Annotated in this window: 18 protein-coding genes; 9 read left to right on the forward strand and 9 right to left on the reverse strand. The window is 61.8% G+C overall.

The window, feature by feature from the left end:
- On the reverse strand, positions 1 to 2,969 hold a 2,969-nt coding region (locus tag ACFU0Y_RS00425), incomplete at its 3' end, for a hypothetical protein (protein ID WP_380212467.1).
- Between the two features lie 134 nt (positions 2,970 to 3,103).
- Entirely contained in the window at positions 3,104 to 3,553 is a 450-nt protein-coding gene (locus ACFU0Y_RS00430; protein ID WP_380212468.1) for a DUF4193 family protein, read from the reverse strand.
- Positions 3,554 to 3,578: 25 nt separating this feature from the next.
- Between ACFU0Y_RS00430 and ACFU0Y_RS00435 the strand changes: the two genes are divergently transcribed.
- Positions 3,579 to 3,824 (forward strand): hypothetical protein, encoded by a 246-nt coding sequence (locus ACFU0Y_RS00435; protein ID WP_380212469.1) that lies wholly within the window; start codon positions 3,579 to 3,581, stop codon positions 3,822 to 3,824.
- Positions 3,825 to 3,915: 91 nt separating this feature from the next.
- On the opposite strand, the gene ACFU0Y_RS00440 is transcribed toward ACFU0Y_RS00435, so the two are convergent.
- Both ACFU0Y_RS00440 and ACFU0Y_RS00445 read right to left on the reverse strand, forming a co-directional pair.
- The gene (locus tag ACFU0Y_RS00440) at positions 3,916 to 4,920 is read right to left on the reverse strand and encodes an excalibur calcium-binding domain-containing protein (protein WP_380212470.1); all 1,005 of its coding nucleotides are present in this window, start codon (positions 4,918 to 4,920) and stop codon (positions 3,916 to 3,918) included.
- Between the two features lie 388 nt (positions 4,921 to 5,308).
- Positions 5,309 to 6,157: a hypothetical protein gene (locus ACFU0Y_RS00445; protein ID WP_380212471.1), complete on the reverse strand. Its 849-nt coding sequence runs from the start codon at positions 6,155 to 6,157 to the stop codon at positions 5,309 to 5,311.
- Between the two features lie 678 nt (positions 6,158 to 6,835).
- Between ACFU0Y_RS00445 and ACFU0Y_RS00450 the strand changes: the two genes are divergently transcribed.
- Positions 6,836 to 7,405: a hypothetical protein gene (locus tag ACFU0Y_RS00450; RefSeq protein WP_380212472.1), complete on the forward strand. Its 570-nt coding sequence runs from the start codon at positions 6,836 to 6,838 to the stop codon at positions 7,403 to 7,405.
- 597 nt (positions 7,406 to 8,002) lie between these two features.
- Here ACFU0Y_RS00450 and ACFU0Y_RS00455 read toward each other — a convergent pair.
- The gene (locus ACFU0Y_RS00455) at positions 8,003 to 8,743 is read right to left on the reverse strand and encodes a cache domain-containing protein (protein ID WP_380212473.1); all 741 of its coding nucleotides are present in this window, start codon (positions 8,741 to 8,743) and stop codon (positions 8,003 to 8,005) included.
- Positions 8,740 to 9,507 carry a FadR/GntR family transcriptional regulator gene (locus tag ACFU0Y_RS00460; RefSeq protein WP_380212474.1) on the reverse strand — a complete coding sequence of 256 codons (768 nt, stop codon included), beginning with the start codon at positions 9,505 to 9,507 and terminating at the stop codon, positions 8,740 to 8,742. Before ACFU0Y_RS00460 ends, ACFU0Y_RS00455 begins: the two co-directional genes overlap by 4 nt.
- A 182-nt stretch (positions 9,508 to 9,689) precedes the next feature.
- On the opposite strand from ACFU0Y_RS00460, the gene ACFU0Y_RS00465 reads away from it, so the two are divergent.
- Genes ACFU0Y_RS00465 through ACFU0Y_RS00495 form a run of 7 tightly spaced genes read left to right on the forward strand, consistent with a single transcriptional unit; the run spans position 9,690 to position 16,564 of the window.
- Positions 9,690 to 10,862: an NAD(P)/FAD-dependent oxidoreductase gene (locus tag ACFU0Y_RS00465; protein WP_380212475.1), complete on the forward strand. Its 1,173-nt coding sequence runs from the start codon at positions 9,690 to 9,692 to the stop codon at positions 10,860 to 10,862.
- 11 nt (positions 10,863 to 10,873) lie between these two features.
- Positions 10,874 to 12,415, forward strand: a complete 1,542-nt coding sequence (locus ACFU0Y_RS00470; RefSeq protein ID WP_380212476.1) for an aldehyde dehydrogenase family protein — start codon at positions 10,874 to 10,876, stop codon at positions 12,413 to 12,415.
- Complete coding sequence (locus ACFU0Y_RS00475; protein ID WP_380212477.1) at positions 12,412 to 13,596, forward strand: aspartate aminotransferase family protein; 1,185 nt, start codon at positions 12,412 to 12,414, stop codon at positions 13,594 to 13,596. Before ACFU0Y_RS00470 ends, ACFU0Y_RS00475 begins: the two co-directional genes overlap by 4 nt.
- Positions 13,593 to 14,387, forward strand: coding sequence for an amino acid ABC transporter ATP-binding protein (locus tag ACFU0Y_RS00480; RefSeq protein ID WP_380212478.1), 795 nt, complete (start codon positions 13,593 to 13,595; stop codon positions 14,385 to 14,387). The genes ACFU0Y_RS00475 and ACFU0Y_RS00480 overlap by 4 nt, the downstream gene beginning before the upstream one ends.
- On the forward strand, positions 14,387 to 15,025 hold the full coding sequence (locus ACFU0Y_RS00485) for an amino acid ABC transporter permease (protein ID WP_380212479.1): 639 nt from the start codon (positions 14,387 to 14,389) through the stop codon (positions 15,023 to 15,025). Before ACFU0Y_RS00480 ends, ACFU0Y_RS00485 begins: the two co-directional genes overlap by 1 nt.
- Positions 15,022 to 15,678, forward strand: a complete 657-nt coding sequence (locus ACFU0Y_RS00490) for an amino acid ABC transporter permease (RefSeq protein ID WP_380212480.1) — start codon at positions 15,022 to 15,024, stop codon at positions 15,676 to 15,678. The genes ACFU0Y_RS00485 and ACFU0Y_RS00490 overlap by 4 nt, the downstream gene beginning before the upstream one ends.
- A 37-nt stretch (positions 15,679 to 15,715) precedes the next feature.
- Positions 15,716 to 16,564, forward strand: a complete 849-nt coding sequence (locus tag ACFU0Y_RS00495; protein WP_380212481.1) for a substrate-binding periplasmic protein — start codon at positions 15,716 to 15,718, stop codon at positions 16,562 to 16,564.
- 210 nt (positions 16,565 to 16,774) lie between these two features.
- Here the strand turns inward: ACFU0Y_RS00495 and ACFU0Y_RS00500 are convergent, their stop codons facing one another.
- The 3 genes from ACFU0Y_RS00500 to mobC are packed head-to-tail and all read right to left on the reverse strand — an operon-like array spanning position 16,775 to position 19,448.
- On the reverse strand, positions 16,775 to 17,545 hold the full coding sequence (locus ACFU0Y_RS00500) for a hypothetical protein (RefSeq protein WP_380212482.1): 771 nt from the start codon (positions 17,543 to 17,545) through the stop codon (positions 16,775 to 16,777).
- 2 nt (positions 17,546 to 17,547) lie between these two features.
- Positions 17,548 to 19,062 carry a relaxase/mobilization nuclease domain-containing protein gene (locus tag ACFU0Y_RS00505; protein ID WP_380212483.1) on the reverse strand — a complete coding sequence of 505 codons (1,515 nt, stop codon included), beginning with the start codon at positions 19,060 to 19,062 and terminating at the stop codon, positions 17,548 to 17,550.
- A complete protein-coding gene (mobC, locus tag ACFU0Y_RS00510) occupies positions 19,059 to 19,448 on the reverse strand; it encodes a plasmid mobilization relaxosome protein MobC (RefSeq protein ID WP_380212484.1) in 390 nt (129 codons plus the stop codon). The genes ACFU0Y_RS00505 and mobC overlap by 4 nt, the downstream gene beginning before the upstream one ends.
- Positions 19,449 to 19,483 lie beyond the last annotated feature (35 nt).

Raw genomic sequence — 19,483 nt, forward strand, 5'->3', positions numbered from 1 at the left:
TCTTCTGGGTGTGTTTGAAGCCATTGGTGGGTTTCCGTCACCAGATGGGTCAACGGGACCGGCGAGTCCTTACCGAGTCCTTCCACCACGCCCAGCAATTTGATGCGGACATAAAGGTCTTCTGGGTGTGTTTGAAGCCATTGGTGGGTTTCCGTCACCAGATGGGTCAACGGGACCGGCGAGTCCTTACCGAGTCCTTCCACCACGCCCAACAACTTAGTGCGCACAATAACATCTTCAGAATGTGACCGCACCCATCCATGAATATTCGTTAATACAATTTCACGAAAATTAATACAGGCGGAATCACTTAATTTAAGCGACAACATACCAATTAAGACCCGTTCCGAATCATCAACGGCGTCAGCCCAGCCCATAAAGTCGGCCATGATCGCCGACAATAAATCATTATTACATTTTGCCATAGACCTTGTGTACTTATCAAACACCCCCAGGCAAAAAAATACATTTTCAGGCGCGACATGGGCCTCTCCAACCCACATGCCCACTTCGTTCAATACGAACTCATGAACACTCTCATCCATCAAAGCATCCATTGATTTATACCAAGAAACCAACGCAAGGACACTCTCGTGACGTACTTCAGCATGAGAAAACCAATTTTTAAAATCAGTTAGGTGATTAAGCAATAACTTAGAATCAATGGATATTAGCCATGAGACTAGTGGGTCTGCAAGTTTCCACCGCGAAAGCCCAAGTAAAGAATCAATCATTTGTTCTTTTGCAACTTCAGTATAGTTTTTATTTCGAGCTACTTGTATCGCTATGCGGGGTTCACACGACAAGTTACCGCGGCGGAGATGGTATGGAAACTTCACTTCACGAATGTGGGAATGTTCTGAACTTCCCCGTCTTGCTATTCTTCCGAGTTCCCACGCAGCGAGCCAACTTTGTGCGTCCTCTCTGTTCATTCGCTTTCTCAACACATGTCGCAGTTGGGAATTAAAACGGTTATCAATACTCCGAGTAAGTCTACAAAGGTTACGCGTGGATACCGACATATTATCCCACCCTTGAGGAGAGAAAAGCTTACTAACAAACCCTCTGTCGTATCTGTCAGAAGTTCTGCTTCCCACGTTTGCAATATGTGCAAGAAACGGACCACTGTTAGATAACTTTAAGGAAGCTGGAATAACCCATTCCGCCACGTCAAACCCTTGAGACGGCCTTAATTCCCAAATGCGTTGAGCCACCCTAGCGTGGATGGTCGACACAACTTTGAGTTCGCCGTCAGGACCGTTCTCCGTAGTGATTCTAAAAATTGACCACCCCTCAGCCAATTCCATTTCCGATAATTGTTGTACGTAGTCGTCAAAATTTTCCATTTTGTCGGAAATGGACAATGATTTGACCAATAGCTCAACCGGGCAAGACATTGAAAATCTATGAAAATAAGCAACTACCATAAGTGCGCGAACCAGCCATAAAAGTTGGTCAGGTCTCACACGGGAGTCAATTACGTTACCATCGTTTAATGTAGACCAAATTCGAGCAATAATGTCATCAAAGGAGGTGTCCGCGGCAGCTTCCATTGCCAGGACTATAAAATCGTCCTCGCGGTTTTTAAAATAGGAAGGATCACGCCCAAATGCCGCAGCAAGATCCTCCCGTTCCGCCACGCTTGGCGCCTCGAGTTCATAGTTAACACGGTGTATATGATGGTCTCTAATTGCGTATCCGTATGCGTCTAATAAGAAAGTAGGACTGGCCGCAATAATACCGACTTCTACATGTCCCCGAGATTGAATTCTTCGAGCCAGTTTTTTTAGGAAATCTGCCCATCCCGAGTTGGCGAATAAGGGGTCGTCCATCAGAAGGATGACCGGACGTCCACTTTGGGCCATCATGCCAATGGCTTGCATGTAGGTTTTACTGTCCTCCGGAGAAATAGCTCCATGATTAACCCCTAAATCCATGACAAAAACTTCGCCTCGGGTAACCATGTCGGCTAGAACTCGTCTCACAATAGTTGATTTACCACTGCCTGGCGCGCCGTGCACAAAGAGTGCTGGAAGTCGCATATCTGTCTGCTCGAGAAGAGGTGCAACTATACAACGACGGACGACATCCATCAGGGGCTGAGTAGCGGCTCGTTCAATAAACCTACTACCTGGCCCTGGGCCTTGGACAACATCAGCCCAGGTAGCGGGACGAGCTTCAAATTGAATTATTTTCCTGCGACTTTCCGCCGTTAAAAACCCACGTTCAATGATGCGAAACGGCGGCGCGTCTCCAAAGTTTCGGGAAGCCAAGAAGAGAGCGCCTCGGACGTCATTCCGATCAAATTCGCTGAACACTCCTTCGGTGTCTGGTTGAAGAACACTCGAAATCAGGTTGCGTATAGCGTTTAGGGCATCTTGCACTCCTTCGGGATCTATTGAATTATGTGTGATTAGTTCTTGTATTGAGTGAGCTTCTGTGGAATTTAAGTTTGTAAGGTGACCAACATCCACACTCCTCATGTCGACATATTGAATGATGGATGAATTCCAAAATTCCTTAATTTTGCTTTCCGGCGCCGAAAACTGATTAAGACTACTACCGTGAGATGAAAATTCAGATAATGGAGGTAATTCACCATATAAGTCCACGAGCAGTTTGTGTTTTGGGTTTTCACTTTCGGTGTCCGCTATATACAGGTTTAACTTTAAGAATTCACCCCCATATGTTTCGTGCTGAAATTTATTGTATACTATTTCAGCCAATTTTTCACCGACGACTTTTTTTGAAAGGCCCGTGGAAAGCACGAAGTTGACCTGGGAGTCCGTTTCGCTTGAACGAACTTCGAAAGAGTTATCGCTTAGCTTTCGAAGCGTCCGCGGGTTATTGGATGTGCCCTCTCCCAAAAAAATGGTTACTAGTGACTGGAAAATAACAGTGTTGAGTAAATTGGAGTGAAAGAAGCTGTTGTTGCCGTACAGTTCCTCGGATGCAATCTGCTTATTCATATCTGTCCTTGGTCAATGTTGGACTTGCGGGAGATTGTACCGACGTTCATTTCAAATGGGCGACCAACGACTCAGGCCCCGGAGCATCCTGCGCCAGGGTCTGAGTCGTTGGTGCCGTCCGCAGCCGGTGTTGCTCAGGCTTTGCAGTCAGTGCAGTAGCCTGTCTCGCCGGCCTGGTGGGCGAGCTGGGAGCAGCGGCGGACCAGGAAGCAGGAGGCGCAGATGAACGCGTCGACTTGCTCGGGAATGACGGTCACGGTGAGTTCTTCATGCGAGAGATCGGCCCGGTCCGGTCGATGCCCTCGGCAGGGTCGACGCCCTCGGTGTCGATGACCGCGGTCTAGGTGGCCCCACTGGCCCGGACCTGGAACGCGCCCAGAGACTCGTTGGCCGGCTCGTCCTCGCCCCGGGCGCGCGCAGAGTCGTCGTCGGTGACCATGATGTGCAGGCGTCCTCCTAGAGCGGGGCGGGACCAAGCAAGAAGCTCCTGTCCCGAGAGACCAGAGTGCAGCCCCGTCTCGCCACAGCCTGCGGCGCCTCCGGGCCGGTGCCTGTGGGCCAGCTACGCTCGAGCTCACTAACATCCCACCTCAGCAGAGGAGCGCCCCCGTGTCCGTGGAGATCGCCGAGGGCGGTACTGTCGTGGCCGCCGGCCATCCTGTCGACTACGCCACCGCCTACACCTGGGCCGTGGACAACCCGGAGAAGATCACCGCCCTGGTGGAGGACACCAAGGCGTTCGTCACCGTGATCGCCGCAGCCGAGGCAGCACCACAGGAACAGCAGCAGGCCGCGGTGTACGAGGCGTTCACCGCTGGGCGCCCGAAGCGCCCCGGCGCCTCCTGGAGCGCCTGAGCACCACAGGCACGATGGTGAAGCCCTCGTCCTCCTGAGCCCATGGGGGCCAGGAGGACGAGGGCTTCACCGCACTCGTCGAACGATCCTGCTACTCGCAGGCGACCCCTTCACCGTCACGGTCCAGTTTCGGCGCGTAGCCGGGAGACCCGACATAGAGCGGCGCTGCCCCGGCCGGCCTGGCCGCGGAGCAGTTGGCGAACCCGCCGGCCGGGGCGGCAGGCGCCGCCGGAACCGGCTCAGGTGCCGGCGCGACCGGGGCGGGTGCGACCGGTGCGGGCGCCACGGGCTCCGGAGCAAGCGCCGGGGCGTTGCCGGCGATGTCGCCGACGGCCATGGTCGCTTCGGTCGGCAACTCCTGGCCCTGGCAGTCGGTGAGTACCTCAGTCATGGCGTTCTTCTCAGGGGCGCTCACCCACAGCTCGTACTTAGCCTTCACCGCGATCTGGATGGCGACGAACTCGCAGTGGACGTTTACGTTGTCCGGCAGCCACTCATCGGCCGGCTTGTCGGACTTCGCCTGGTTGGCTGGACCGTCCACCGCAAGCAGGTTCAGCGGATCGTTGGACAGCTCCACCCGCTGATTCTGGGAAAAATTCCGGGCACCGGTGATCCAGGCGTTGCCGAGCGAGACGACGTGGTCGATCTGGACGTCCGAGGAGGTCGCTGGCCCGCGCACGAAGTTGATCGTGGCCCCGGTGTAGGGGTCCGGGGCCAACACCCCGGAGTCGAACTTGCACCCGTCGGCGGAGACGACGTCGTCGAGATCGCGGGCTAGGACTTCCTGGCGGGTGTCCGCACAGTCACCGTTGGCATCGATCCAACCGCCGAAGGAGCTCTCACGGTCGTAGCCGGACATGGTGCCCCGGGCCGCGACCGTCAGCCCGTTGAGCGCGGTCAGGGCCTCGGAGGAGGCAGCCGCCGTCACCGTCTCCTGGGCCGGAGCCGTGGCGGTGGGAGGCTCGGCCGGAGCACTGGGTGCAGCGGGGGAAGAAGCCGCGGGGGAGGAGGTGGTGACCGTGCTCGCAGCAGTGTCGGGGCCACCGCTCGGTTCGCCCGGGGTATCGGCGCAGCCGGTGAGCAGGGCTAAGGTCATGGCCGCCGACGTCCAGTCCGCAACGGTGCGGCCACGGGCGTGGAGGGGGAGGGGATCATGTGACTCCTGGGGGGAAGATGCCGGGCGACCGCAGGGGAACAGATCCGCTCAGCACGGGGGATCGAGGCGGCTCCCATCCTCCTACCGACCAGTGACATAAACGAACGGAACGCCACTGTGACGGTCCCCCGATGGGGTGCCACGTGCTCGGATTCCCGAACAGTCATGAAACGGTCCTTCCAGACGGTGACGGAGACGACGGGGCGGTGTGACCCATGACCTCCCCGCATCCGACTCCAAGTCGTCCTCGATGGACCGCTGGCCGCGATCATGGTGTCGTTGTCAGCTTCCCACCCGTAGGGGCCTGCGTTGAGCTCTATGCCGGGGCCTACCGGTAGTTAGCCTCCAGCACCACGTCCCCGCGTGAACCGTCGCCACCCAGGGCCCAGCACAGCTTTTGAGGCGAGCCTTCGGTGCGCTCCACGTCACTGCTCTCATAGCACTCGTAGTCAGGGGTGATATGACTACGGGCGCCGGCGGGCTCCCCGGTGTCCATAGTTACTTGCATGATCGACTTGGCCTCATCGCAAGTGACGCCCTGCAAGTTCTCATAGGTGTACTTGGCACCCACACAGGTGCTTGCGCTGAGTTCTCCCGGTGGATCAGCGGGCGTCTCGCTTTCCACGGAGTTGTTCGCCTCACCCGGTGTGGGAGGTGATGAGGCGGTCAGGGACTGGATGATGGGGAGGATCTCGTTGCGGAACCGAGAGCTGGCCGCGAACTGTTCTGCTTCGGCTTCCAGATCGACTTGGTCATTGGGCCCCAGTTCCTGGATGCCGCTGAAGGACAGGAGATAGTCATTGCCCCATCGAAGGTCGAAGAGCGTGGTGTCCGCCCCGGTCCCTGCGGCCAGGCCGTAGATCAGGCTTCCATTGCCGCCCACGCTTTGGCCCGGTGTGGCCGCCACGATTGCTTGGGACGGCGTTCCCAACCCGTCCAGCACCCCGGGAACAGCACCCTGGGGCAAGACCGTGATGAGCGGGGGCGGACCCGCCGGTGCGGTCCAGGACCGCACAGTCAGCGCCAGCACGTCTTGACCGTCGGTGTCGCTGAGCGTCCATGTCTTATGGATGGTGTCCCGGTACTGCTCATCCATCGTGTCCGTGACCGTCCACCCGGTCGGGTAGCGGAAGCTCAGGGTGCCGTCCGGGGACGTGAACGTCTCGTCCAACGCCACATCTGACTCCACTAGGGCCGAAGGCGAAGGACTGTTGGTTGAGTTCGCAGCAGCAGTATTCGACGGCGGCGTAGGGGTGGCTGAAGGGGAGCTACTCGCCGGAGCATTGGCCTTCACCGTGCCTGTCAGTGCAACATCTGGCGTGTTCGCCCCCACATCGGAACACCCACTCACTGCCAATGCACAAGACAGCACGGCAGGGAGCACGAGGCTGCGGGGGGCGGTCATCATGGCAACAGTTTGGCATGTGCAACACCATGAAAGCGTTTCCTGGTGCCGACGACGGCGAGCACCTGTGTCGCCGCGACGCCCCTCGTGCCTCCGTCATCCGAACTTGGATGCGTTGCGCGCTGAGGTCCTTCCGCAGTGGGACATCGCCTCAGTTGATGAGCTCAGTGGATAGCGCGCAGCGGATGCCAGGTTACGAGAACAGCCACCTCATGGTGACGCCCGTGGCGGATCCGAAGGTGGTGCTGTCCAGTAGGGCATCGCCGTTGAACTGCGGGCTTCTCCTTCCTCGAACCGCCACTGTGGAACCGCTCTTCCTGTCCGGTGCAGTAAGCGTCGACCGGTGTCGGCCGCAACAGAGCCTCATGGGCGCGCCGCATGCACGAGGAGCAGGTTAGTGTCATGGGCGACAGCACACCATGGCCCTCGTGCCGCTGCCTGAAAGAGAGCATGACCCAGCAAACCAAGGTCCGGTTCCGCGACTATCTCGGCAAACCCCGCAGCCAGTGGACCAGAGAACAACACGAGCACGCTACCCGTGCTCTAGCCCTCCTCGTCGCTCTGCTCGTTCTCTACATCATCGGCTCAGCCATGACCAGCGGCGGGAGCTCACCAGAGAGCGCGCGCCAATCAGCTTCTGGTTCTCAAGCCACCCAGGAGGAGTTGAACACGTGGGTGACCGAGATGAACCAGTCAGCGCTGGACTTCACGGTCGCCAGCTCCTGGGACGAGCGGTGTGGAACCCAGATGCAGGCGATCCAGGCGGACATCAAGGACTTCGGGTCTTCCCACACAAGTCCATGGGCGTGTCAGAACCCGCAGTTGACTGTCAGCACCATTGGAGAGCTGGACGTGAGGCTCGATGTTGACGACGTGGAGATGGCTGAGGGCGCGTCCGAGTATTTGATGGCCTCTATCGGGCATGCCCGGGAGGATATCCAAGTGGTGCGTGTCTACGACTCCCATGGCGGGTTGCTCTCTGAAACAGAACGAGCTGACGTCCCTGCGTTGAATCTTTGATCACCTCATACGGGACAGTCAGAAGATGATCGTGGGAACCGGGATCCTGTCGTAAACAAGACTATCGGCCGGGACAGCCGCACCATCAGTCGTCATCTGACCTGGCTTGCCCGTGGGGGGGCGTAGCCGAGGTCCGCGCGTGCGACTGTGCAGTCGCTGATCGGCCTGTGAACACCGGATGCAGGGGCGACCCACTCCCTCAACTTTACATAATCACGATTATCGGCGTTAAAGCAGGACGAGTAGAAACAGGTGAGAGAACTCGTCCTCCTTGGCCTACGGGCGTCTGCCGAGGTAGCGACCGGGTGCGCGGCGGATCGGCTTGATCGCTGAGCCGGCGCGGTGCGGTGCGGTTCATCCGCGCAGCCCAGCATGGAGATCTCTCGTTTTCGCATGAGCTGCACAGCTCCCCATCGCTCGGCTTCACCGCGTTTCCGCGATGCACGGCGACTCGCAGAACTGCGCGGGACATCGGGCCCTGACCACGGGGGTGTTGCTTCGACGCTGGTCAGCGCATGACCCCAGAAATCACGAGGGGACTGCCTTACCGTGCGCATAGATGTCCCCGTCCGCCTGAAGTCTATGTAGCAGATGTCATCAGCTGTTCGGACTCGGATTGAAGCGCACAGCGGACCATTCGGCATAGGCGCAAGGGTGCCGGTCCCCCACGGTCTGGCTGGATCGACGCAAGAAACCACGGATGGGAATGCCAGGTGTCAGGACCGGAATCGAAGAGGCAATGACGCGATCTTCGTGATCGACGATGGTGATGTCTTCGCCGCGCTGCAGGATGCGGATGAGTTGGTCGCAGAAGTTTTCCGTTTTGAGGTCTGCAGCCACGACACCAAGGAATGTCCCGCCTGTAAACACTGGAATAGAGGCCGTCATGGTGAGGCTGTCGGTACCCCAGGCATCGATATAAGGAGACGTGATAAACGGGGCGGTGCCGTGCCGTGCTTCGCGAAACCACTGAGCGTTGCTGTAGTCATAGAACGAGTCGGATTCACGGTTGAGCACGTGCTGCTTTTGCTTGATGGCAGCACCGGATCGGATCCACCAGAGCATCCATGCTCCGATGGGGCCGGTTCGATCGATGTCTGCAACGAACCCGACCCCTGTGATGGGGGTATCGATGGTGGCGAGCACGTCCCGGCAAGGTTGCTCCAATGCTCGGTGCAGGGCATTGGCAAGTTCGTCATCCAGCGTGTGATCGCCCAGGACGGCAACAGTCGTCGTGGCTAAGGGTTGCAGTTGGTCGAAAATCGTTGCAACAGCAAGGTTGATCTCTTGGACGACGTCGACCATATGCTGGTCGACCTCGGCTGCGCGTCCGCTCATAGGTCAGCCCCCTGTGTTGCGAGAACCAATGCGTTTCGGAGAGTGAGCAGCTCATCTCCCACTGCTGCAGCTGCTTCTACCACGCTCTGCTGCGCCACTAATCCCTTGTTCTTTTCGACGGCTCCGACGGCGTTGGAAAGGCAGGTGGCAACCAGTGTTCGGGTGGCCGGTTCCGCATAGGCGAGGGTTTTGATCGGGGCGAAGTGCACTTGGAGCTCAACGGCTGCGGCACTGAGTCGGGTGGATTGCGACGCTACGGCAAGCTCAATGAGGAGGCGTGATTCGGCTCGACGGAACGGGGCTGCATCACTCGTGGTTGTCATCGTCTGGATGATCTCCGCTAGGACCCTCCGACTATGGTCGGAGGCCCGCTCAGCAGCCAGTGCGGCTGCATGGCCGGAAACGGCGCACGCCCAATCCGTCAGGTCGCGGATCTCGATGCTCGACAAGCCACGAAGAGAATCCTCCAAATAGCGTTGGCCGGCTTCCTGCAGCGGGGCCACGAACGTGCCCCCTTGCCGACCGCGGGTGGTGCGCACCAAGCCCTGCTCGCGCAACATCTGCAAGGCGTCCCGCAGCGTCACTGGTGAGACGTTGAACTGCCGAGCCAGGTCCACCTCGTTGGGCAACTGTTCCCCGCTGCTCAGCACCCCGAGGGTGATGGCTGTGCGTAGCCGATCAGCGACCGTCTCTGTCCGGCGGGTTTCGTCCAACGGCGCGAAGAGCACACGCCTGGTCAGCGTGTGCAGCCTGTCCGGCTCCATGCGTTGGTCCTTTCCCGTCACGGGGGCGTGGGTCGGGGTACGAGTTCTCATCGTACTGAGCGGGGGTAGTGACACAGGTCACGAATCATGTTTACATGTCCCTAACCTACAGAAGTATCGTTTATGTCTACATTTTAGACCCTTCGCGGTCTCCGCCTTCGACAGAGAAGAGAGCTTCGTCCATGGCACCTAGGGTCGTCATCATCGGCGCCGGCATCGCCGGCCTGACCACAGCACTGGAACTCCACCGTGCCGGCTATGAAGACATCACCGTCTTGGAGCAACACGGGCCTGGGTACGGGTCGTCGGGCAAGTCCGCCGGAGTCGTCGAGACCCAGTACCTGGATCGGGCTGGTATCCATGTGCGCGACTTCGGGCTTCGCTTTTTCGAGGACTTCGCCCGGGAGCACGGAGGCACTCTCGTGCGTTCCGGCTACCTGCGTCTGGGCGCGAGCACCGATGACCTGGAGATGTTCCAGCACAGCGTGGAGATCCAGCAAGAGTTCGGGATCACCGATCCGGTGGTGCTCACGGCAGACGAGATCGCTGCTAGGTGGCCGCGGCTCATCTTGGAGGACCGGCCAGGAGGCGTGTTCGGGCCCTCGGACGGTCACATCGACAGCTACGAATTCTGCCTGCGGGCAGCGGCCGTGCTCGTGACTCGAGGAGTTGTCGTCCACAACGGCGTCAAGGTGCTTGCCGCCGAGCAGACACCGACCGGCGGCTGGTGCATCACCACGACCAACCGCCAGATCAGTGCCGATGTCGTCGTCAACGCCGCCGGTCCCTGGGCTCAGCAGATCGGCCGTCTCTTCGGTGCGGAGATGCCGTTGAACAATCAGCTCCGCCCCAAGGTCAAACTCACCCATGAGGAGGAGCTTGATCCACTGTTGCCCTTCGTCATGGACTATGTGCCCGGGTCGGGCCGGGACGGCGTCTACTTCCGATCCGAGACGGCCAACGAGATCTTCATCGGCATCCACACCGACGAGAGCCTTCTAGAAGAGCAGGACCCCGAACGCCCGCTCGAGGAAGCCCCCCAGGAGTTCATCGATCGGGCCCTTCAGCTGCTGCCGACCCGTCTCCACTGTCCCCGCGGATTGCGCCTGGGGCGCACCTGGACCGGCCTCTACCCCATCTCCCCGGACAACAAACCGATCGTCGACATCCACCCTGATGCACCCAACGTCATCCACGTCATGGGAGCCGGTGGATCGGGAATCCAGCTGGCCCCGGCTATGGCGCGCATGGCCGCCGAACTCGCAACCACAGGCGCAACCCAGTCCTTCCCCGAGACCAACTGGTCACTGTCGCGACTGCATGGCAACGACCACCTGCAGTCCACCTCACGCTAAGGAGCACCATCATGGCCAAAGTCGACTACGCGTCCTCCTCCTTGGGCAACGAGACCCTCGAGCAGGAGTACGAGCGCCAGCTGCAAACGATCCGCGAGCAGCACCCCCCTGTGGAGGCCTGCCTGGTGGGCGGACGACGGATCACGTCCGGGCCCGTCTTCCACCGATTTGATCCGTGTGTACCCGACACCACTGTCGGGGCCGCCCATGCTGCAACCGAAGAGACGGTGCATGAGGCGGTGGCGGCAGCCCGGTCCCAGGCCAAGGCATGGCGGAGGACGGACTACCGGAAACGGAACGCGATGCTACGCGCCGTGGTGGAGGACATGGCGCAGGACCTCGCCCTCCTTGCTGCGATCATCTCGGCCGAGACCGGCAAGACACGTCTGGAAGCATACGGCGAGGCCCAGGAAGTCCTGGACATGATCGAGCACTACTGCGCCCAGGTGGAACAGCACAACGGATTCGTGGCACAGCAGAAGTCCACCGCCACCGAGAAGAACTACGACCTGCTGGTCCCCTACGGGACCTTCGCGGTCATCGCCCCGTTCAACTTCCCGGCAGCACTCACCGTGGGTATGTCCGTGGGAGCCCTCGTCACCGGCAACACGATCGTGGTCAAACCCTCCGACAAGACGCCCCGATCCGCCGCCTACGTCACGGACGCTTTCGCCCGCCATCTTCCCGACGGCGTCATCAACGTCGTGCACGGCGGCGCTGACGTCGGGCAATGGCTGGCTGCCGCCGACGTTGACGGCATCACCTTCACGGGTTCGGCTGAGGTCGGCTGGGACCTGTACAACCAGCGGGGGCCACGCGGCTTCCAAAGGCCCGTGCTGGCGGAGATGGGTGGGCAGAACCCCGCAGTGGTCGCCCGCAGCGCTGATCTCGACGACGCCGCCGCCGGCATCGTCCGTTCGGCCTTCGGGCTCTCAGGTCAGAAGTGCAGCGCCTGCCGACGCGTCATCGTGGACGCAGCCGTGGCCGAAGAGCTCACCCAGAAGATCATCGAGCGCGCCGAACAGCTCCGCGTGGGAGATCCCCTACGGTCCGACACCGGCCTGGGCCCGGTCATCGACGACTCCATCGCGGCACGCATCGACGAAGCCCTGACAGTTGCACACCGTGACGGCCGTGTGCTGACCGGCGGACGCGTCGAAGACCTGCCGGGGAACTACTACCGGCCGATCGTGGTCGATCGCCTCCCGCAAGACCACCCGCTGACTCGGGACGAGCTCTTCGCCCCCTTCCTCACCATCATCACCGTGGACTCCTTTGCCGATGCCCTCCAGGAAGCCAACGCCGTCGATTACGGGTTGTCTGCTGGCGTGTTCTCCGGTGACCCGGAAGAGGTTGAGCAGTTCCTCGAAGACATCGAGGCGGGGGTGCTGTATGTGAATCGAGCCGCCGGAGCGACCACGGGTGCATGGCCCGGCGTCCAGTCCTTCTGCGGGTGGAAGCTTTCGGGCACCTCCGGCAAGGGCGGCTTGGGCATCTGGTACCTCCCGGGATTCATGCGGGAGCAGAACCACACGGTGGTGACGGACGCATGAGCTTCGTCGACGACATCGTCGCCGAGTCGACAAACCTGCGGGAACGTGCCGTGAAGGTGATGCCCGGCGGCATCACCCGCAGCACCCTCTTTCTCGCACCTCATCCTCCGTACGCCGTGCGTGGGGAGGGGGCGGTGATCACCGACAACACCGGCCACCAGGTGATCGACTGCAACAACAACTACACCTCCCTGATCCATGGCCACGCCCACCCTGCAATCACATCGGCTGCCGTGAAGGTGATCTCCGAAGGAACAGCCTTCGGACTGCCCACCGACCGAGAGGTCGTCTTTGCTGAGCTTTTGGCCGAGCGAGTGGGACTTCCGCACTGGCGCTTCTGCAACTCCGGCACGGAAGCCGTCATGATGGCGATCCGGGCGGCCCGCGCCTACACCGGCCGAGACCTGTTGATCCGATTTTCCGACAGTTACCACGGCACTTCCGATGCTGTCGTCGCCCCCGACGCTGCCGGGGTCCCGACCGGCACCACTCGAGATGTGCTCGTGTTGCCCCAGGCAGATTCCGCGGCGTTCAAAGAGACCATGGCTTCCCAGGGATCTCGGGTGGCGGCTGTGCTGATCGATCTCATGCCCAACCGCGCCGGCCTAGTCCCAGTCCCGCAAGACTTCGCCGGCTTGGTACGAGAGCAGACCGACCGCCACGGGGCCTTGATGATCGTCGATGAGGTCATCACCCTGCGCCTTGGAACAGACGGACTAGCGGGGCGATACGGAATCCGACCCGACCTCGTCACAGCGGCCAAAATCATCGGGGGCGGATTTCCCGTCGGAGCAGTGGGCGGGCGAGCCGAGGTGCTCGAGCCTTTCAACCCGCTGGGCAACGGTTCAGTGAGCTGGGGAGGGACCTTCAGCGCCAACCCTGTCACCCTCGCAGCCGGCCTGGAAGCCATGCGCAGCTTCAACCGCACGCAAGTTGAGGCGCTGAACACCGCAGGTGATGAACTCCGCGCCACCCTGCACGCAGCCCATATCCCCGTCAGCGGCCTCGGGTCCTTACTCCGACTGCGCCATCCGGACCTGGAGCGGCTGTGGTGGAGCCTGTACGAACGCAACGTCATGGTTGGCACCAACGGCTTGATCGCTCTGTCCACGGCCATGAACGACACCCACCTCGACAACATCCGCGAGGCAGTCCTCGCCGCATATCAGGAGCTCTCATGACGAACAGCCCTGAGGCCGTCTCGCAGCGGCCCGAACAAATGGCAGCTCCGGCTCTGGCACTGCGTTCCATCCGGAAAAGCTACGGGGACCATGTAGCGGTCAACGACGTTTCCCTGGAATTGGCCAGTGGAGAAGTACTGGCCATCATCGGCCCCAGCGGGTCGGGAAAGAGCAGCCTGCTGCGTTGCATCAACCTGCTAGAGCGCCCTGAGTCCGGTGTGCTGGAAGTATTCGGCAAACCCATTCCCCTGGACCGGGACGTCCCCGCCAAGGACCTGGCGCTGCTGCGCAGAAACGTCGGGATGGTATTTCAGTCGTTCAATCTCTTCCCGCACCTGACCGTTCTACGCAACATCACCTTGCCTCAGGAGCGAGTGCTCAAGCGCAATCCAGAGAAAGCCGCCCAGCGGGCGCGTGAACTGCTGGAACGCGTCGGGTTGGCGGACAAGGGAGACTCCTACCCGGGCAAGCTCTCCGGAGGCCAGCAGCAACGGGTCGCGATTGCCCGCGCTCTGGCCATGGACCCTCAGATCCTGCTGTTCGACGAGCCCACCTCCGCCCTCGACCCGGAGTTGGGCCTGGAAGTACTGGCTGTCATGCGCGGCCTGGCGGAGGCCGGCACCACCATGGCCGTGGTCACCCATGAGATTCACTTCGCGGCCGAAGTGGCCGACCGCATGATCGTCATGGCGGACGGGCGGATTATTGAGCAGGGACCTCCGGAAACCGTCCTGGATTCGCCGACCTCGGCCCGCACCCAGCGATTCCTCAGAGCTGTCAGGGGACGCTGATGGAGTACCTGGAGGCCATCCTGCTGGGCATTCCTATGACCATCGCCGTGACCGTGGTCAGTTTCGTCATCGGCATGGTCCTGGCGGTCTTCCTCACCCTGGGCACCACCGCGAAACCGCCCCTGGTGCGAGGTCTCGCCCGTGCGCTCATTGATGTGTTCCGCGGTATCCCCCCGGTGGTGTTCCTCTTCATCATCTTCTTCGGCCTGGGCAACGAGTTGGGAAGGATGAGCCCGTTCACGGCAGCCGTGATCGGCCTCGGACTGATCTCAGCCGGGCACCTAGCTGAGTCCTACCGCGGGGGCCTCTCAGCGATCCATCGAGGACAGTTCGAGGCGTCTTCCGCGCTGGGGTTGAACGGTACGGACACGATGACGAGGGTCATTGCACCGCAGGCCGTCCGCGTCGCGCTACCGAGCATGACGACCTATGCCATCTCGTTGCTCAAGGACTCCTCGATCGTTTCCACGATTGGAGTCGCGGAGATCATGTTCGTCGCCAACCAGACCGCGCGCTCGAGCGCAGACGGATTGATGCCCTTTTTCATCGCCGCGGCGATCTACATCCTCCTGGGGCTGCCATTGGCATGGATCACTAAGCGGATCGAGTCCCGGCTTCACTCAAGGATCAGCAGATGAATTCCACGCTCACCATGATCGCAAGTTGGATGCCGCAACTGCTGGACGGGTTGCTCCTGAGCTTGCAAGTGACTTTCTTGGGCTTGCTCATCGGGGTGCCAGGAGGCCTCGTGCTGGCGGTGCTCGCCCTGTCGCCCAACCGGGCTCTTCGCATACTGTCCATGGTTCTGACTGAAGTCGGGCGTGGAACCCCAGCTCTGGTGATGTTGCAGTTCGTCTACTTCGGGCTACCGAACGTCGGCTTGTCCCTGGAGGCTTTTGCCGCTGCCTCGTTTGCCCTGACTCTCACCACCGCCGCGTACACCAGCGAAATCATTCGCGCTGGGCTCAAAAGTGTTCCTCAAGGCGAGCTCGAAGCCTCCGACGCCCTTGGCATCTCCCTCTGGGACCGGATGCGGTTCGTCGTCATTCCCCAGGGATTGCGAATAGCGATCCCGACCTTGCTCGGCTTTGCCATCCTCATGTTCCAGGCGTCCTCTCTGGCCTTCACCATCGGACTGCCTGAACTGCTCAGCCGGGCCTACTCGATCGGCGCCAGCAACTTCCGATACCTGGAAGTACTGGCCGTCGCCGGACTCCTCTACCTACTGGTCACCATTCCAGGAGCCTGGCTGACCCGCCGCGCCGAAAGCCGCATGGCCCGCCATCTCTGACCACTCCCACCGCCCACCATCAAACAAAGGAACCACAATGCTGCAGAAGAACGTCACCAAAATCCTTGTGCTTGGCTCGGCCCTGGCTCTCTCTGTCACAGCGTGTGGAGGCTCCGGTGACCCCGATGCCCAAGCCGCCGCGGACAACTGCACACCGGCACACGACTTCTCCACGGCCAAGGACGGTGTGCTGACCGTGGCACTGACCAACACCCCGCCCTACTCCTATGAGGAGAACGGCGAACTTGCCGGCATCGACAGCGATATCCTGCAGGACTTCGCCGCCCAGGAGTGCCTGACCATCGAGTACACGCCCTACACCTACGCGACCGCGGTGCCGGCCGTGCAACAAGGCCAGGCTGACGTTGCCATCGGCGGTTTCTACCGCACAGCCGCACGTAACGAGGTAGTCCGTCTCAGCGCCCCCGTGTACCTCGACGAGCTCACGGTCATCTCCAAAGAGGGCCACTCCACCGTCGACGAGATCCTGGGCAAGCGGCTGGGCACGGTCGAAGGATATCTTTGGGTCGAAGAGCTTCAGCAGCTGCCAAACACAGAGACCCGTACCTTCCCCGACTCCCTCAACCTTGCTCAGGACCTCAAAGCCGGTCGCCTCGACGTCGGGCTGGACGGCTACGGCGCCGCTGCCCGATCTGCCGAAGGCACCGACTACCAGGTGAAGGTTCTGGAGCAGGATGATCGTGTTCCAGCAACAGTCGAACCCTCCCAGACCGGATTCCTGATGGACCCCTCCAACACCGAGATGGGAGATGCCATCGACGAGACGATTGGAGGACTCCGAGACTCCGGCAAGCTGGCCGAAATCCTTGAGAACAACGGATTACCCGCTTCGGCTGCGGAGGTCGGAGACTCCCGTCTCATCTGACTAGCCCCCCCACTCCCCCGCGGAGACCAGATGAAGATGCCCTGAGGCCAACTCAGCATTGAACCATCGCGGTGCGCTCTCGGTCCCGGTTCCTCCAGCGCCCATCCTGGCGCTTCAGGAACCGGGACCCTCCGTTTCTTCCTAACCGCGGGCGTGATGCGGTCCGGCGGCTAATCGTCCGCGGCTAGTGGACGCTGGGCCGAGTTGGCCTCAGCCCAAACCCATGTCTCTCTCGCGCCCCGCGCCGCGCCCCGCGTTCTTGCGAGCCTTAGGCCCACGTTTGGTGGAGCGCACCGCGTCAACGGGAGGGGTGCTCTGGTCCCGTTCGGCAGCCAGGCGGGCCTGCACACCGTCGCGGCCTTCCTCGGTACCGCCGAGGGTTGCCATGAGCTTTTCTGCCAGGCGTGCTCGGCGGTCTCCGGAGTCCCAGAGTTCTTCGGCTTCGGCGGCCGCGTGGCGGGTGTCCGTGTCGTTGTGCAGGTCACCTTGTGCGGCCGCTGCGGCGTGGCGGGTGGCTTCGGCGTGGTCGCGCTGCGCGTCTTTCGCTTCGCGGGCGGCCAGCTCGTGTTCGGGAGAGTCGGTGCGCTGCTGTTGGGATACGTGGTCGTTCAGGTAGTCCTCCACGTCCAATCCGTAGCGGTCCTTCACTTCCTTCTCGATCCTCCCCCGGGCGGCCTTGGCGACGTCGTCGTGCTGCTCCCACTGCCGGGCCAGCCCGTAGTGGCCGACGATGTCCTCAACCTTCGCAGACTCCCAGAACCGGTCCTGGTCCACCGGCGCCAGTTCGGTGCGCATCACGGCGCGTTCGGCCTCGAAGCGCTCCTCGAGCTCGCGCCGCCGGTGCTGCTGTTCCATGACACGTTGGCGTAGTCGCTCTGCGCGTTGGCGGGCCATCATCTCGCCCCAGCGCCCGGCCACAGCCATCGCCGCCTGGAGGTCCCGGGAGAGCAGGTCGTTCACGCCGTCGGGTTGTGTGCTCACTACTACAGCTCCATTCCGTGCTCGTCTCGGGTGTGGTTCACGTAGGGGCGCACCGTGGCGGTGGGGCCCGGGGTCTCCTGCAGGACCCCGCGGTCCCGGGTGGGGCCGGCGTGGGAGGCCGAGCGTGTGGGGGCGGAGGGCTCCACCTCGGGCAGGGGTGCGGCCACGGCGGCCAGGTGCTGCTCGAAGGCGTCGTTGATCAGCCGGGTCTCGCGCAGGTCCTGGTTGGCCTGGTGCATCTCGTAGAACGCCTGGGTCATCCGCAGCATCTGATTCATGATCAGCGCCTGCGCCACCGGGGACGGGGCCTGGGTGGCCGCCAGCAGGAAGGCCGTGGTCCCACTGGTGCGCAGCGGCGCCTGAAGCGGGGTGGTGATCTTCGCCCCGGATCGGTGCGCGGACCGGGCCAGCACCCGGGCGGTGCGCCCCAGTGGACCTTGGCCCTCCTCGGTCGCATGGGACCACGCCGCGAACACCCCGGAGGCTTCACGAGCCGCGTGCGCCCACGACTGGTGGTCGTCCGGGGCGATGGTGACCAGCCGCCGGCGCACCTCTTTCAGCTCCCCGGCCAGCCGCCGGGCGGTCTCCTCATCCAGCACCGCACCGGGGGCGTCGGGGTGCACGATGCGGCGGTGCCGCTTGGCCGCCGCCCATTCATCCGACGTCTCCTGCGCCGAGCCTGGAGTGTCCGCCCAGCGGGTCCGCAGGGACGGCAAGGTGAGGTCCTGGGCGAGCTTGCCGCCACCGAACCACAGCGGCCGCATCCCCTTCGGCGGACGCTCCGCCACCGAGTACCCGGTCACCACCGAGTCAGTGCCGGCGGCGAACCTCGGGTGCACGAGCAGCTTCGCCCGACGCATCTGGCGCACGAACTGCGCCTCCGACTCGGCGGCCACCGCGCACGCGCGCACGGTGCGCTCCAGCGCGAACCGGGTCGGCTCCCTGGTGCTGTCCCGAGTGATCTCGCCCTGCTGCAGCCACCGTTCTGAGTGGTTGCCGAGCTGGATGAGGTTGAAGTCCTTCTCGATGCCCCGGGCGACCTTCTGCGCCCGGGAGAAGTCATTGCCATCGGCCCACTTCGTGCCGTCACTGCGGATCGTGGAGGCCATGATGTGGATGTGGTCGTTACCCTTGGTGGAGCGCCCGTGATGCACCGCAACCCACTGGCAGCCGGCCTTGGCCCCGGCCTCGGTGAAGTCCATTTCGTCCATGAATCGCTGGGCGATGTCCGACCATTCCTGATCGGTGACTTCACGGTCCTGGTACGGGATCGACAACGAGCAGTGCCAGATGTGCTTGGCGTCAGCGTCCACCCCGAAGGCGCGTCGGTTCAGGTCGATCTCGCGGGCGATCGACACCGCGGCGTCCTCGTTGAGCTGCACGTCGTCGTGCCACGCCATGATGAGCGGGGAGCCGCCCACCAGGTGCGGGTCGGTGTGCTCGTTGGCCCGGCCCGGACCCACCAGATACTTCATCAGCCCGACCGGCTTGTCGCCCTTGGTGATGTTCGGGATCACGGGATCAACTCTTCGATCTTGGCCAGTACGTCCGCTCCAAAGCGGCGGGCTTCCTGCAAGGTCTCGACCGTTTCGGGGAGCACTTCACCGGTGCTGTTGGCGTGCCGGGCGATCTGGTTCACGTTGTTGGCGATAGTGGCCATCTGGTGCCGCATCTGGATCAGCTCGGCCAACTGGTTCCGCCGCAGCTGCACCGCCACCGGATCCGCCGACCCGAACACCGCCTGCACCATCAACGCCGACGGCGACAGCCCGGTCTGCTGTTCCAGCACCATCAACTGAGCACGCTCGGCCTCCGACATGGACACCCGGACGTACTGGGTCTTGCCCTCGATCCGCTTACGCCTGGACTTCCACACGTGGCGCGGATTCTCCTGCTCCACCACAGCACCTCCCCTCCTTGCCGGCCCAGCGCAGCGCC

The sequence above is a fragment of the Kocuria sp. NPDC057446 genome (genome assembly GCF_042802875.1).
In the GTDB taxonomy this organism is placed as follows: Bacteria; Actinomycetota; Actinomycetes; order Actinomycetales; family Micrococcaceae; genus Kocuria.